Source organism: Canicola haemoglobinophilus, assembly GCF_002015075.1.
Classification (GTDB): domain Bacteria; phylum Pseudomonadota; class Gammaproteobacteria; order Enterobacterales; family Pasteurellaceae; genus Canicola; species Canicola haemoglobinophilus.
This window is the reverse complement of record NZ_MUXZ01000011.1, coordinates 1-15,342: the sequence shown is the minus strand read 5'-3', so window position 1 is coordinate 15,342 and position 15,342 is coordinate 1. Positions and strand designations below refer to the sequence as shown.

The following is a 15,342-nucleotide window of genomic DNA, read 5'->3' as shown; positions in this document are numbered from 1 at the left end:
AAAAGCGGATATTTTCATACCCGCTCCGTTTAAAATTAGATAAAAAATTATGAATTTTTACCTTCTTCACTCCAACATACTGCTGCTGTGAAAACAACGTCAGTCGAAGAGTTTAAAGCCGTTTCCGCAGAATCTTGTAATACGCCGATAATGAAGCCTACACCAATTACTTGTGCAGCGATGTCATTAGAAATACCAAATAAGCTACAAGCTAAAGGAATTAATAATAATGAACCACCAGCAACACCAGATGCACCACAAGCACAAATACTCGCAACTAAACTTAGTAATACTGCTGTAGGGAAAGAAACCTCAACACCTAAAGTATGTACTGCTGCTAAAGTTAGTACAGTAATTGTAATTGCTGCACCAGCCATGTTGATAGTTGCACCTAATGGAATTGAAACAGAATAGGTTTCTTCATCTAAATTTAAGCGTTTTGATAATTCCATATTCACTGGAATATTTGCCGCTGAACTACGAGTAAAGAATGCCGTTAATCCACTTTCACGCACGCAAGTCCATACAAGTGGGAATGGGTTACGGCGAATTTTCCAATACACTAAAATTGGATTGATAACGAAAGCAGTAAATGCCATAGAGCCAATTAGTACAACAAGTAACTGAGCATAGTCTAATAATGCACCTAAACCTTTGTCTGCGAGTGTTTCTGCAACCAAGCCAAACACCCCGATTGGTGCAAAGCTAATGATGAAATGAACGATTTTAGAAACCGCCTCTGAGAAATCATTCATGACATTTTTAGTTGTATCTGAAGCATAACGTAACGCTACCCCTAATCCAATTGCCCAAGATAAAATACCAATGAAGTTAGCATTAAATAATGCATTAATTGGATTATCTACCATGTTCAACACCAAAGTGCTTAATACTTCGGTCACTTCACTAGGCGGAGAAAGAGAACCTTCTTGAGTTTTTAGTGCAATTTCCGTTGGTAATGCAAAACTGAATAATACAGAGGTAAATGCAGCTAAGAAAGTACCTAATAAATACAAAACAATGATAGACTTCATATTGCTTTTTGAGCCTAATTGTTTATTGGCAATTGCTGAGATCACTAACAAGAAAACTAAAACAGGTGCAACTGCACGTAATGAACGTACAAACACTTTACCTAAGAAACCTGCTTTCTCTGCAAGATTAAAGCCTAATGCACCTTGTAATGATGGTGCAATTAAAGCCAATAAAAGTCCTAAAATAAGACCGATAGAAATCCGTTTAACTAGACTTCCATGAAAAAATAATGAAAAAAGACGTGATGTATTCATAATATAATGTTGTGTTATTTAAGTTAAAAATCCAGATCTATCAAAGATCCACCAAATTCAATGTAAAGATAGCGTAAATTTATTATAAAGAAAATATTAAAATAAAAATTTTTGCTTATTTCTTTTATAAATTAAAAAAAATGTTTCAATAAGACCATTTTTAAAAAAAATTTATATTCTGATATTGACCCCATGTATATAAAAACAGTATTATAAACTGTATAAATAATCAGTTATAAATTTAGAATCAAGCTTGGAGAAAAAAATGGGTTACTTAAATCAAAATCTTAGCAATATGGGCGCGGCACTTTCCTACCAGCCTATGCCATTTTTTATTGATACTGAACAGCGAGATAGAAGTTCGCATAAAAAGCTAGATCTCAATCTTTACTGCATTAAACGCCCTCAACAAACTTGTTTTGTGCAAGTTAAAAATCCCAATTTATTAGCATGGGGAATTGAGGAAGGAGATATACTTATTGTCGAAAAACAAGATAGCTTAGCGATTAATGATTTAATTGTTTTAGATTTAAATAATCAATTTCAATTGTATGAATTGATTGCTTATGAAAATAGTGAATTTATTTTCTTTCCTTTGGACAATAAAGCACATTCAATCAAAACTGATAGCTGGAAAGACTTATCTATCGTTGGCACAGTAACCAACACAATCCATCAAATGAAACCGAAAGGAAAGGAAACCAAATAAAATTTGCCGCATAAAAGTGCGGTACTTTTTGGAGCAGCTCATTTTTGACCGCACTTTTAACGCAAAAAATAAAGCGATCTATAAAAGATCGCTTTACGATTTCTAGCTGATTAGCCTATTTTTTCTTTTTCGCTTTTGGATTTGGTAAATCAGTGATTGAACCTTCAAAAACTTCTGCGGCTAAGCCAACAGATTCATGTAAAGTTGGGTGAGCATGGATAGTTAATGCAAGATCTTCAGCATCACAGCCCATTTCAATTGCCAAGCCAATTTCACCTAATAATTCACCGCCGTTAGTACCAACAATTGCGCCACCAATCACACGATGTGTATCTTTATCGAAAATTAATTTTGTCATACCATCTGCGCAATCAGAAGCAATTGCACGTCCAGATGCAGCCCAAGGGAACTTAGCCACTTCGTAATTAATACCTTCAGCTTTACATTCTTTCTCAGTTTTACCAACCCAAGCAACTTCTGGCTCAGTATAAGCAATAGATGGAATTACTTTTGGATCGAAGTAATGTTTTTGTCCTGCGATAACTTCTGCAGCTACATGGCCTTCATGAACACCTTTATGCGCAAGCATTGGTTGACCAACAATATCACCAATAGCAAAGATATGTGGAACATTTGTACGCATTTGTTTGTCTGTACGAATAAATCCACGATCATCAACTTCAACACCAGCAACACCAGCATCAATTAATTTACCATTTGGTACACGGCCAATCGCAACTAAGACCGCATCATAACGGCGAGTTTCATTAGCTGCTTTACCTTCCATTGAAACATGAATACCATCTTCTTTTGCTTCAACTGCGGTCACTTTAGTTTCTAATAGTAAGTTGAATTTTTTCTCAATACGTTTGGTATAAATTTGTACCATATCTTTATCCGCTGCAGGAATAACTTGGTCAAACATTTCTACCACATCCACTTTAGAACCTAATGCATGATAAACAGTTCCCATTTCAAGACCGATGATACCACCACCCATGATTAATAAGTTTTCAGGCACTTCTTTTAATCTTAATGCGTCTGTAGAATCCCAAATACGTGGATCTTCATGGGGAATAAATGGTAATTGGATTGGGCGAGAACCTGCCGCAATAATTGCGTTATCAAAAGTAATTGTGGTTTCCCCTTCTTCACCAGCGACAATAATTGTATTTGGGCCAGAGAATTTACCATAACCATTAACAACTTGTACTTTACGCTGTTTAGCCATACCAGCTAAACCGCCAGTCAATTGATTAATTACTTTTTCTTTCCAACCACGAATTTTATCAATGTCTGTTGTTGGCTCACCAAAAACAATACCATGCTCAGATAAAGATTTCGCTTCTTCAATCACTTTAGCTACATGCAATAATGCTTTAGATGGAATACAACCTACGTTTAAACACACCCCACCAAGAGTTGAAAAACGCTCAACAATAATAGTTTCTAAACCTAAGTCTGCACAGCGGAAAGCTGCTGAATAACCTGCGGGACCAGCTCCTAATACAACAACTTGTGTTTTAATCTCTTTATTCATTTTTTACCTCGTTAAAACTTGACGGTTTCTTACCGCACTTTAACAGTTTTAACGCCCCTAAGAAAATTTAGGGGCGCAGAATATTACATAACTAAACGACGAAGATCGCTTAATACACCATTAATGAAAGTAATAAATCTTGCACCATCAGCGCCATCAATTACTCGGTGATCATAAGATAATGATAACGGTAACATTAAGCGAGGAGTGAAGTCTTTACCATTCCATACTGGCGTCATTTCAGATTTAGACACACCTAAAATTGCAACTTCTGGAGCATTCACGATTGGCGTAAAGTGTGTACCACCGATACCACCTAAACTTGAAATTGTGAAACAGCCGCCTTGCATATCAGATGCTGTTAATTTACCAGCACGCGCTTTCTTAGAAATCTCAGCTAACTCACGAGATAATTCAATAATGCCTTTTTTGTTCACATCTTTAAATACAGGAACCACTAAGCCATTAGGTGTATCAACTGCAACCCCAATATTGATGTATTTTTTCAGAATTAGGCTCTGCGCATCTTCAGATAATGAGCTATTAAAGCGTGGGTAAGCTTCTAACGCTTTAGCAACTGCTTTCATGATGAATACTAATGGTGTAATTTTCACATCAAGTTTTTGTTTTTCAGCTAATACGTTTTGTTCTTTACGGAATTGTTCTAGATCCGTAATATCCGCTTTATCCCATTGAGTTACATGCGGAATCATTACCCAGTTACGATGTAAGTTTGCACCAGAAATTTTCTGAATACGACCTAACTCAACTTGTTCAATTTCACCAAATTTACTGAAGTCAACTTTCGGCCATGGTAACAATCCTAATCCTGCACCATTTGCTGCGCCATTAGTCGCTGGGGTTGCAGAAACACTGCCACTTTCAACAGCTTTAATTGCTGCTTTAACATAAGCCTGAACGTCTTCTTTTAAGATACGACCTTTACGTCCCGTACCTTTAACTTTATCTAGGTTTACACCAAATTCACGAGCTAAACGGCGAACAACTGGAGTAGCATGTGCAAATACCGCACTTGCTGTTACATCAGCTTGAGAAGCTGGCGCTGCTTGACTTGCCTGTGGCGCTGGTGCCGGTGCTGCTTTAGTTTCAGCTACTGGAGCTGATGCTTTTCCTTGCACTTCAAAGCGCATGATTAATGAACCAGTTGAAACTTTATCACCTGATTTCACTAAAATTTCTTTTACTACACCAGCAAAAGGCGCAGGAACTTCCATTGACGCTTTATCGCCTTCAACAGTAATTAAAGATTGTTCTTCTGCAATAGTATCGCCTACCGCTACCATGATTTCAGTCACGTTTACTTCGTCGCCACCAATATCAGGAACGTGAACATCTTGCACCGCACTTTCAGTTGCTGCTGGAGCAGGCGCTGAAGCTTGAGCTGCCTCAGCCACTGGAGCTGCACCTGCAACTTCAAATTTCATCACAAGGGTGCCTGTAGAAACTTTATCGCCAACCTTGATCAAAATTTCTTTGACTACACCAGCAACAGGAGCTGGCACTTCCATTGATGCTTTGTCGCCTTCAACGTTTAAAATAGATTGTTCTTCAGCAACATTGTCACCTACTGCCACCATAATTTCAGTGACATTCACTTCATCACCACCAATGTCTGGTACATGAATTTCGATGATAGATGCAACCGCACTTTGCGCTTGTGGTGCAGGCGCAGCCTCTGCTACAGTTTCTGCTGGTTTAACTTCTGCCGCACCTTCTAATACAAACATAGATGTGCCAGTAGAAACTTTATCACCTACTTTTACTAAAACTTCTTTGATTACTCCTGCCTCTGGCGATGGAACTTCCATTGATGCTTTGTCACCCTCAACGTTAATCACTGATTGATCAACAGCAACAGTATCTCCAGCTTTAACCATAACTTCAGTGACAGTAACTTCATCTCCGCCAATATCTGGAATTTGAATTTCTTTAGCCATTTTATCTTATCCTATTTTTATGGGCGGATTTCTCCGCCCTGTTAAAATATTGATTATGCGTATAAAGGATTGATTTTATCTGCATCAATACCATATTTAGCAATTGCTTGAGCAACTACATCTTTGCTGATAGAGCCTTGTTTCACTAATTCAGTTAATGCAGCGATAACAACGTAATGAGCATTCACTTCAAAATGCTCACGTAAGTTTTCACGGCTATCTGAACGACCGAAACCATCAGTACCTAATACACGATAGCTTTGTGCTGGTACATAGGCACGAACTTGTTCTGCGAATAGTTTGATGTAATCAGTCGCAGCCACGGCTGGTGCATCGTTCATTACTTGAGCAATGTAAGGTACTTTAGCTTCAGCTTCTGGATGTAATAAGTTCCAACGATCTGCATTTGCACCATCACGAGCAACTTCCGTGAATGAAGTCACGCTGTAAACATCAGAGGTAATACCGAAGTCATCAGCAAGTAATTTAGCAGCTTCACGCACGTGACGTAAAATCGCACCTGAACCTAATAATTGAACTTTGCCTTTACCTTGACCAGTTACAGTTTCAAATTTGTAGATACCTTTACGAATACCTTCTTCAGCACCTTTTGGCATTGCTGGTTGGTCATAAGTTTCATTCAAGGTTGTGATGTAGTAATACACATCTTCTTGCTCAGGACCATACATACGGCGTACACCATCTTGCATAATAACCGCAACTTCATAAGCAAATGCTGGGTCATAAGAAATACAATTTGGAATAACAGCAGATTGGATATGGCTATGACCATCTTCGTGTTGTAAACCTTCACCATTTAAGGTTGTACGACCTGAAGTACCACCGATCATGAAACCACGAGCGCGCTGATCACCAGCTAACCACATTAAATCGCCGACACGTTGGAAACCAAACATTGAATAATAAACAAAGAATGGAATCATAGGTACATCATTTGTTGAATAAGATGTAGCTGCTGCTAACCAAGATGCTACTGCACCTTGTTCATTGATACCTTCTTGTAATACTTGTCCATCGATTGCTTCACGATAGTAAGATACTTGTTCACGATCTTGAGGGGTATAATTTTGTCCGTGTGGGTTGTAAATACCAATTTGACGGAATAAGCCTTCCATACCAAAAGTGCGGGCTTCATCTGCAATAATTGGAACAATGTGTTTACCCACAGATTTATTTTTCAATAGCACGTTTAATGAACGAACAAATGCCATTGTTGTAGAAATCGGACGGCTTTGTTCTTCAAATAATTGTGCAAATTCTTCTAATGCAGGAACTTCTAATTGCTGTGTGAAACGTGGTAAACGAGTTGGTAGGTAACCGTTTAACGCTTGGCGACGTTCATGTAGATATTTATATTCTTCGGTACCTTCTGCAAATTTAACATAAGGTAAGTTATCAATTTCTGCATCAGATACTGGAACATTGAAACGATCACGTACGTGTTTAACGCCTGACATATCCATTTTCTTAACTTGGTGAGCGATATTACGGCCTTCAGCTGCTTCACCCATACCATAACCCTTGATGGTTTTAACTAACAACACAACAGGTTTGTCTTTAACTTGTTTTGCTTTATTAAATGCTGCAAATACTTTTAATGGATCATGACCACCACGGTTAAGTGCAAAAATTTCATCGTCTGTCATTTCTGCCACTAATGCTTCAGTTTCTGGGTAGCGACCAAAGAAATGTTTACGAACATAAGCACCATCTTTAGATTTGAAGGTTTGATAATCGCCATCAACAACTTCCATCATTAATTGTAATAATTTACCTGATGTATCACGTTGTAATAAACGATCCCAACGACGTCCCCAAATAACTTTAATCACTTCCCAACCTGAACCATTGAATTGCGCTTCAAGTTCTTGAATGATTTTGCCATTACCCGTTACCGGTCCATCTAAACGTTGCAAGTTACAGTTGATAACGAATACTAAATTATCTAATTTTTCACGAGCTGCGAAAGCAATGGCACCACGAGACTCTACTTCATCCATCTCGCCATCACCTAAGAATGCGTATACAGTTTGATCTGAAGTATCTTTTAAGCCACGGTTATGTAAGTATTTTAAGAAGCGCGCTTGATAAATTGCATTCAATGGTCCAAGACCCATTGACACTGTCGGGAATTGCCAGAATTCAGGCATTAATTTAGGATGTGGATAAGAAGATAGTCCTTTACCTGCAACTTCTTGACGGAAGTTATCTAATTGTTCTTCAGTTAAACGACCTTCTAAGAATGCACGAGCATAAATTCCTGGAGAAATATGACCTTGGAAGAAAACTAAATCTCCGCCGTTTTTCTCTGTACGAGCTTTAAAGAAATGGTTAAAACAAACTTCATAAATCGTTGCTGAAGATTGGAAGGAAGACATATGTCCACCTAATTCTAGGTCTTTTTTCGATGCACGTAATACCATCATCATCGCATTCCAACGAATTGCACTGCGGATACGACGTTCTAAATCTAAATTACCTGGATAGTTAGGCTCTTCTGATGGTGAAATAGTATTGATGTAATCTGTACTTACACCTGTTGGTAGGGATACTGCATTTGCACGAGCGTGTTGCATTAATTGCTCAATAATGTATTGAGCACGCTCAATACCTTCTTCACGAATTACTGAATCGATCGCTAACAACCAATCGTTGGTTTCGACCGGATCTACGTCATTTCTTAACATATCTGACATAGTCTTTTCCTTATTGTGTTAAGTTAAAAGGTACGTTTAATTTATAGTAATAAACTAAACAACGGATTGATAACTAAAATTCTGATAATTTTGGCAAAACTCACAACGAAACTAATCACAAAATATAGTTTGCGTTACAAATTATTAACAAATTCTGTAAATGTTATTAGATTTTTTGAAATAAAGATAGTAATTTTTATATGAAAGTAAGAAAAAGCCTCAGAATTCTTACTTAATAAAAAGTTTATTGATGTAAAAAACGGATTAGTTATTAACTAATCCGTTTTAAAATAATCTCTCTTATTATTTTTTTAACACTAGAACAACAGAGTCACCAGCAACAACCTCACCAGATTTCTTCTCCATTCCACTAATTTCATCCATATTTGAAATAACTGTTGGCGTTAATACAGATTTTGCTTTTGCCTCTAATAATGCTAAATCAAACTCAATGATAGTTTCACCACGTTTTACTTGTTGACCTTCTTGTGCAATACGAGTAAAGCCTTCGCCTTTTAGTTCTACTGTATCAATACCAAAGTGGACGAATAATTCAACTCCATCTTTGGACTCCATTGAGAAAGCATGATTGGTTTCAAATATTTTACCAATGACACCATCTACAGGAGCAACAATCTTATTACCAGTAGGGCGGATAGCAATACCATCGCCTACAATTTTCTCAGAGAAAACAACATCTGGCACATCTTCAATGTTAACAATTGTTCCTGAGATAGGCGCATAAATTTCAACATCAACAGATTTGCTTTCCTTTGAACCAAATAATTTATCAAAAAATCCCATTTAAATTCTCCTACTAGTGAATAATTGCGCTATTCTAGCGTAATTTTTTGCCAAATGGTATTAATTAAGTGCTTTTTCTGCTAAAAAATCAGCGACTAAATTCGCAATACCAGCTGCTGTTGGCTGCTGTAATGCTTGCTCTGCAAGTAATTTAGCATCTTGGTAATTAACGTTGCGAATTAATTTTTTAATACGCGGCACAGAAATTGCACTCATACTAAACTCATCTAATCCCATACCTAGTAACAATACAGTAGCATTTTCATCGCCCGCTAATTCACCACACATTCCAGTCCACTTACCTTCAGCATGAGATGCATCTATTACTTGTTTGATTAAGTTTAATACAGCTGGTGTCATCGGGTTATATAAATGTGAAATAAGCTCATTACCACGATCAACTGCTAAAGTATATTGTGTCAAGTCATTCGTCCCAATACTAAAGAAATCGACTTCTTTTGCTAAGAATTTCGCATTAACCGCAGCTGCAGGTGTTTCAACCATTACCCCAATTTGAATATTTTCATCGAAAGCTTTACCTTCATCACGTAACTCCTGTTTCAAGCTTTCAATCACAGATTTTAATTCACGAATTTCTTCAACAGAAATAATCATTGGGAACATTACAGCTAATTTACCAAATGCTGAAGCTCTTAATACCGCACGTAATTGCGCATGTAAGATTTCACGACGGTCCATCGCAATACGGATTGCACGCCAACCTAAGAAAGGATTCATTTCTTTTGGTAAATCCAAATATGGCAAATCTTTATCACCACCAATATCCATTGTACGTAGAACAACTAGACGACCATTCATGGCTTCAACAACTTCTTTATAAGCAATAAATTGTTCTTCTTCTGTTGGCAACTGATCACGATCCATAAATAAGAATTCCGTGCGATATAAACCAACACCTTCAGCTCCATTACGATCAGCCCCTTCACAATCACGAATAGTACCAATATTCGCAACCACATCAACTTGATACCCATCTAAAGTCAATGCCGGCAAATCTTTTAATTTTGCCAATTCAGCTTTTTCTTCTGCTAATTGTCTTTCTAAAGCTTTTAAACGCTCAATTTCGTCATGTGTAGGATTTACATAAACTGCATTATTCACTGCATCCAAAATGAGATAATCGCCAGTATTTACCTTTGAAGTAACATCGTTAGTACCTACGATAGCCGGTAATTCAAGTGAGCGTGCCATAATAGAAGTATGTGATGTTCTACCACCAATGTCAGTAATAAAACCTAATACTTTATCTAAATTTAATTGCGCTGTTTCAGAAGGAGTTAAATCATAAGCAACTAAAATAACTTCCTCATTAATATCTCCTAAATCAACAATATTCATACCCAAAATATTTTTGATCAAGCGATTACCAATATCACGAATATCGCCAGCACGCTCTTTGAGATATTCATCATCAATTTCAGATAACATTGCCACTTGTTGATCAATAATCTTACTTGCTGCAACACCTGCATTAACTTTATTTGAACGTAAATAATCCAAGATTTCTTCTTCTAATTCTTCATCTTCAAGGATCATTAAATGCCCTTCAAAAATTGCAGCCTTTTCTTCGCCTAAAGAAGCTAAAGCGCGATCTTTAATTGCAATGAGTTGCTCAATAGCAGCAGTGCGACCTTCATAAAAACGAGCAATCTCAGTTTCAACTTGCTCATCTTTAATTTTTTGCATATCAAGAACAATTTGTTCTTCTTTAAGCACTAACGCCTTACCAAATACAATACCTGGTGATGCTGGAATACCTGAAATCATATTAACCTTCCGAAATAATTTTTAAATTACAATATGCTAAATAGAATAATAGCCATAAACTTTGCCATTTATAAAAATGGCGTTAAGTTATGGCTAATAAATATATTTGCTTATTCTAAAGTAGGAATTAATGCAACTAGATGTTCAACTGCTTTTTGCTCATCTTCGCCTTCAGCAGAAATAGTGATTACAGTACCTTGAGTTAAACCTAAAGTTTGTAATTTAAATAAACTTTTTGCACTCGCACTTTTACCAGCAGAAGTAACTGTGATTTCGGAAACAAAGGCTTTTGCTTCTTTCACGAATTGTGCAGCTGGACGAGTGTGTAAGCCGTTTGGCGCAATAATTTCAACATCTTTTGAGTACATAATTGTATCCTCTTGTTTAAGTTATTCTATATGTATGTAAACAAATCTAACAGTTTCAGAAACAAACTTGCTAGTTTAAATTTATATTTATTTTAAATAAAAAAATAAATCCAGCGCATAGTATCAAGGTTCAAACTAGAATAATCAAGGTAAATCACATTAAAATTTGAACTACATCACAAAAAAAGCACCAAACTGTTTATTAAACATGCAAAAATTAACCTTTCATTAACCTAAGGCTCCGATATAAAATGCCTTTTAGACTTAGTTTCCGCTAAACTTGCTATTAATCTATGGTAATTTTCAAAACGTAGCGGATGAATTTTTCCCTCTTCAACAGCAAGCTGTATAGCACAACCTGGATCATGCAAATGTTTACAATCTCGGAACTTGCAAGTGCCTAAAAAATATTGAAACTCTCGATAACCTTTTGTAATTTGATCTTGCTCCAAATGCCACAAACCAAACTCCCGAATACCTGGGGAGTCAATCAAATTTCCGCCTTGTGGTAAGTGGTATAAACGAGAAGATGTTGTAGTATGCTGACCTAAACCAGAAACTTGGCTGACATCGCCAGTTTGAGCTTGTACTTCTGGCAAAATATGATTAATTAAACTTGATTTTCCAACCCCTGATTGCCCAACAAAAATGGAGGTTCCTTGAGATAAAAGTGCGGTAAATTTTTCCATATTTTCACCGCTCTTTGCAGAAATCAGTAAAGTTTCATAGCCAATTTTCTGATAAATTTCGAGCTGTTGTTCAACTTCTTCCCTATCTTCCAGCGTTAATAAATCAGCTTTATTTACAACAATAATTGCCGGAATATTTGAGCTCTCACAAACAACTAAATAACGGTCAATAATATTAAGAGATAAACTTGGTAGTACAGCTAAAACAATAATAATTCGATCAATATTCGCAGCAATTGGTTTTAATCCATTATAATAATCAGGTCGTGCAATTTCGTTCTGACGAGGTTGAACGGCTTCAATAACGCCGCTCACACCTTGTAATTGCGCTTTTCCTTTACGCCAAACAACATGATCTCCAACCACAACACTTTTTAAAGTGCGGCGTAAATTACAGCGAATAATTTCGCCTTGCTCATTTTCGACATCTGCGTGGGCAGCGTATCTTGTCACAACAATCCCATCTTGCGAATTCCCAAGCATATCTTCTTGCCAATCAATATCAGATTTACTACGGCGTTGATGACGATGTAATGTCTTCGCATTATTAGATTGAATTCGGCGTTGTTGATTTTGGGTTAATTTACGTTTACTCAAAGAGAAGTCCTTAAAGTGCGGTCGTTTTTCAGATAGAATACAAAAAATTTTGTATAGGATACCTTTATTATGCAATTAGATAAACAAAATCTTATTTGGATAGATTTAGAAATGACGGGCTTAGATCCTGAAAAAGAACGAATTATTGAGATTGCCACAATTGTCACAGACAAAGATCTCAACATATTGGCGGAAGGTCCTGTTTTGACCGTTCATCAATCAGAGGAATTACTCGGTAAAATGAGCGAATGGTGTGTAAAAACACATACAGCCAATGGCTTAGTTGAACGAGTAAAAAATAGTAAATTAACGGAGCGTGCAGCCGAATTGCAAACCCTAGATTTTCTCAAAAAGTGGGTGCCTAAAGGCACATCTCCGATTTGTGGAAATAGTGTCGCTCAAGATAAGCGTTTTTTATATAAATACATGCCCGAACTAGCCGAATATTTTCATTATCGTCATTTAGATGTAAGCACACTAAAAGAACTGGCTTCAAGATGGAAACCTGAAATTCTAAAGAGCTTTGAAAAAAAGAATACGCATCTAGCGCTAGATGATATTCGTGAATCAATTGCAGAATTAGCACATTATAGAAAAACATTTATCAACTTAGACGATAAATAGACAATTTGAATGATAACTAAGCAAGTTTAATTTTTTTCAAATTTTAAACTTGCACCTTAATAAAATATTTGTATAATACAGCCCGTTCCTCAGCGAGGAGGGACAAATTAAGCGGGAATAGCTCAGTTGGTAGAGCACAACCTTGCCAAGGTTGGGGTTGCGAGTTCGAGCCTCGTTTCCCGCTCCAATCTTTTCTATATATGCGGGAATAGCTCAGTTGGTAGAGCACAACCTTGCCAAGGTTGGGGTCGCGAGTTCGAGCCTCGTTTCCCGCTCCAGTTTAACATCTAAAATTATCTACTCTATCCCTATATTTACAAATAAAAGTAACCGAACTAATATTAGCCATCTCGACTTTTACAATGAAATATTGAATATGTTAACTAAGCTACTTATTTCCATAATTTTACCGCCCTTTAACTCTCTTATTTTATGGTTTCTTTCCTTATTTCTTTCTAAACTCCACTTAAAAAAAAGCGCACGCTTTTGCGGTCTTTTGGCAATATTTAGCTTATATATTTTTAGTATTCCTTACACCGTGACAAAACTACACGATAGCCTGCTAATTAATCAAAATTATTCTCTAAACGAATATAAACAAGCACAAGCAATTGTTGTGTTAGGTGGTGGTTTGCGTCATAGCAATGAACTCTCTGCACCAAGCTCATTAAGTATTCCCCCCATTCCGCTCGAACGTTTGCGCTATGCAGCATTCCTACATAAACAAACTCAACTTCCTATTTTGCTCACAGGAAGTGACATAAATGGAAATTCTGAAGCAAAAGTTATGCAAAACTTTAATACACCGGTAAAATGGTTAGAGGAACAGGCGACTAATACATCTCTAAATGCCTATTTTTCAAAGAAACTTTTGGAAAAAGAAAATGTCAGCACAATTATTTTAGTCACTAATGAATGGCATATGCAAAGAGCAAAACTCACTTTTGAAAAGCAAGGGTTTAATGTATTGCCCGCAAATGTTGGTAGTGGCCCAACTCCAAGTTACTACAAACTTGATTTGATGTACTTTATTCCACAAGCAATATCACTCAATACAAACACACAATTATTAAAAGAATGGATTGGATATTGGAAAGAGAAATATATGTAATAAACACTTACAGTGTTTCAGTTTTAAATAACACAAGAGAACTAAAATGTAAATTTTAGATACTCAGGGATAGCAGAAACCTAAGAATTGAAAAAGCCACAAGCAATTTATTTACTTATGGCTTTTTACAGAATACTGGCGGAGGAAGTGAGATTCGAACTCACGGAGGGCGTAAACCCTCGCCGGTTTTCAAGACCGGTGCCTTCAACCACTCGACCATTCCTCCGTCTTGACGGCGCACAATATAATACAGAAAAAAATATAAGTAAATTAAAAAATGAGACAAATTGTTTAAAAGTCTATTATTTAGTCATGCAACGACATATTGCAAAATATCTCATAATAAATCAACTATATTAATAGTTGACATTGCGCTGACTAGGCATTAATTTATTTTTTTATTTTTACATTGTTATTTACATCATATAGGAGCGTTTATGCAATCTCGAATTATTATTGACAGTAGAGAAGAATCGGTATTATCAACAAATAAGGTGCTACGTAATACATACTTTCTACTCGCATTGACATTGGCCTTTTCCGCTCTAGTGGCTTTTATTGTAATGCAATTAGCTCTTCCTCCACTTCATGTTGGCGTTATGTTAATCGCATTTTATGGCTTGTTATTCTTAAATAATATGCTAGCAAATAGTGCATGGGGGCTTTTATCAACATTTGCATTAACCGGATTACTAGGTTATTCGTTAGGACCTATTTTAAACTATTATGTAGGTGCGGGATTAGGTGATTTGGTTGTTCTTGCACTCGCTGGAACTGCGGCTGTTTTTTTCAGTTGTTCCGCTTATGTTCTCACAACTAAAAAAGATATGTCATTTTTATCAGGTATGATGCTTGCGCTATTTATTGTACTTTTGGTTGGAATGATCGCTAGTTTCTTCTTTAATATGAATGGTTTCCATGTTGTTTTCAGCTCTTTATTTATAGTGTTTTCCACTATGGGAATTTTATATGAGACGAGTAATATTATTAATGGTGGTGAAACAAACTACATCCGAGCAACCGTAAGCCTATATATTTCTTTATATAATATATTTGTTAGTTTATTAAATTTATTAGGCATTTTCAGTAGAGATGAATAAACTATACAAATAAAGCCAAGCCCCTTTAATGTGATCTGCACCCCAAAA

The 15,342-nt window shown here is 36.5% G+C and carries 12 protein-coding genes and 3 tRNA genes; 6 read left to right on the top strand and 9 right to left on the bottom strand.

Features of this window, described 5'->3' with window-relative positions; translation table 11 throughout:
* Positions 1–47 precede the first annotated feature (47 nt).
* Positions 48–1,289 carry a serine/threonine transporter SstT gene (sstT, locus tag B0186_RS04735; protein ID WP_078218245.1) on the bottom strand — a complete coding sequence of 414 codons (1,242 nt, stop codon included), beginning with the start codon at positions 1,287–1,289 and terminating at the stop codon, positions 48–50.
* Positions 1,290–1,554: 265 nt separating this feature from the next.
* Between sstT and B0186_RS04730 the strand changes: the two genes are divergently transcribed.
* A complete protein-coding gene (locus tag B0186_RS04730) occupies positions 1,555–1,998 on the top strand; it encodes a LexA family protein (RefSeq protein ID WP_078218244.1) in 444 nt (147 codons plus the stop codon).
* Positions 1,999–2,113: 115 nt separating this feature from the next.
* On the opposite strand, the gene lpdA is transcribed toward B0186_RS04730, so the two are convergent.
* The 7 genes from lpdA to rsgA all read right to left on the bottom strand — a co-directional run bounded on the left by lpdA (position 2,114) and on the right by rsgA (position 12,459).
* Complete coding sequence (lpdA, locus tag B0186_RS04725; RefSeq protein ID WP_078218243.1) at positions 2,114–3,538, bottom strand: dihydrolipoyl dehydrogenase; 1,425 nt, start codon at positions 3,536–3,538, stop codon at positions 2,114–2,116.
* Positions 3,539–3,621: 83 nt separating this feature from the next.
* Positions 3,622–5,496 carry a pyruvate dehydrogenase complex dihydrolipoyllysine-residue acetyltransferase gene (gene aceF, locus B0186_RS04720; protein WP_078218242.1) on the bottom strand — a complete coding sequence of 625 codons (1,875 nt, stop codon included), beginning with the start codon at positions 5,494–5,496 and terminating at the stop codon, positions 3,622–3,624.
* Positions 5,497–5,549: 53 nt separating this feature from the next.
* A complete protein-coding gene (aceE, locus tag B0186_RS04715; RefSeq protein ID WP_078218241.1) occupies positions 5,550–8,213 on the bottom strand; it encodes a pyruvate dehydrogenase (acetyl-transferring), homodimeric type in 2,664 nt (887 codons plus the stop codon).
* 303 nt (positions 8,214–8,516) lie between these two features.
* Positions 8,517–9,017, bottom strand: a complete 501-nt coding sequence (gene crr, locus B0186_RS04710) for a PTS glucose transporter subunit IIA (protein ID WP_078218240.1) — start codon at positions 9,015–9,017, stop codon at positions 8,517–8,519.
* Between the two features lie 60 nt (positions 9,018–9,077).
* Positions 9,078–10,805: a phosphoenolpyruvate-protein phosphotransferase PtsI gene (gene ptsI / locus B0186_RS04705; protein ID WP_078218239.1), complete on the bottom strand. Its 1,728-nt coding sequence runs from the start codon at positions 10,803–10,805 to the stop codon at positions 9,078–9,080.
* Between the two features lie 110 nt (positions 10,806–10,915).
* Positions 10,916–11,173 (bottom strand): phosphocarrier protein Hpr, encoded by a 258-nt coding sequence (gene ptsH / locus B0186_RS04700; RefSeq protein WP_078218238.1) that lies wholly within the window; start codon positions 11,171–11,173, stop codon positions 10,916–10,918.
* 233 nt (positions 11,174–11,406) lie between these two features.
* The gene (gene rsgA, locus B0186_RS04695) at positions 11,407–12,459 is read right to left on the bottom strand and encodes a small ribosomal subunit biogenesis GTPase RsgA (protein WP_078218237.1); all 1,053 of its coding nucleotides are present in this window, start codon (positions 12,457–12,459) and stop codon (positions 11,407–11,409) included.
* Positions 12,460–12,528: 69 nt separating this feature from the next.
* Here rsgA and orn point away from each other — a divergent pair, with 69 nt between their 5' ends.
* The 4 genes from orn to B0186_RS04675 all read left to right on the top strand — a co-directional run bounded on the left by orn (position 12,529) and on the right by B0186_RS04675 (position 14,194).
* Positions 12,529–13,083 (top strand): oligoribonuclease, encoded by a 555-nt coding sequence (gene orn, locus B0186_RS04690; protein WP_078218236.1) that lies wholly within the window; start codon positions 12,529–12,531, stop codon positions 13,081–13,083.
* Positions 13,084–13,194: 111 nt separating this feature from the next.
* Positions 13,195–13,270: transfer RNA gene (locus B0186_RS04685), tRNA-Gly, on the top strand.
* A 15-nt stretch (positions 13,271–13,285) separates the two neighbouring features.
* Positions 13,286–13,361 (top strand) — tRNA-Gly (locus tag B0186_RS04680).
* A gap of 98 nt (positions 13,362–13,459) precedes the next feature.
* Positions 13,460–14,194: a YdcF family protein gene (locus tag B0186_RS04675; RefSeq protein ID WP_078218235.1), complete on the top strand. Its 735-nt coding sequence runs from the start codon at positions 13,460–13,462 to the stop codon at positions 14,192–14,194.
* 136 nt (positions 14,195–14,330) lie between these two features.
* Here B0186_RS04675 and B0186_RS04670 read toward each other — a convergent pair.
* Positions 14,331–14,420, bottom strand: a tRNA-Ser gene (locus B0186_RS04670).
* Between the two features lie 211 nt (positions 14,421–14,631).
* On the opposite strand from B0186_RS04670, the gene B0186_RS04665 reads away from it, so the two are divergent.
* The gene (locus tag B0186_RS04665; RefSeq protein WP_078218234.1) at positions 14,632–15,294 is read left to right on the top strand and encodes a Bax inhibitor-1/YccA family protein; all 663 of its coding nucleotides are present in this window, start codon (positions 14,632–14,634) and stop codon (positions 15,292–15,294) included.
* Positions 15,295–15,342 lie beyond the last annotated feature (48 nt).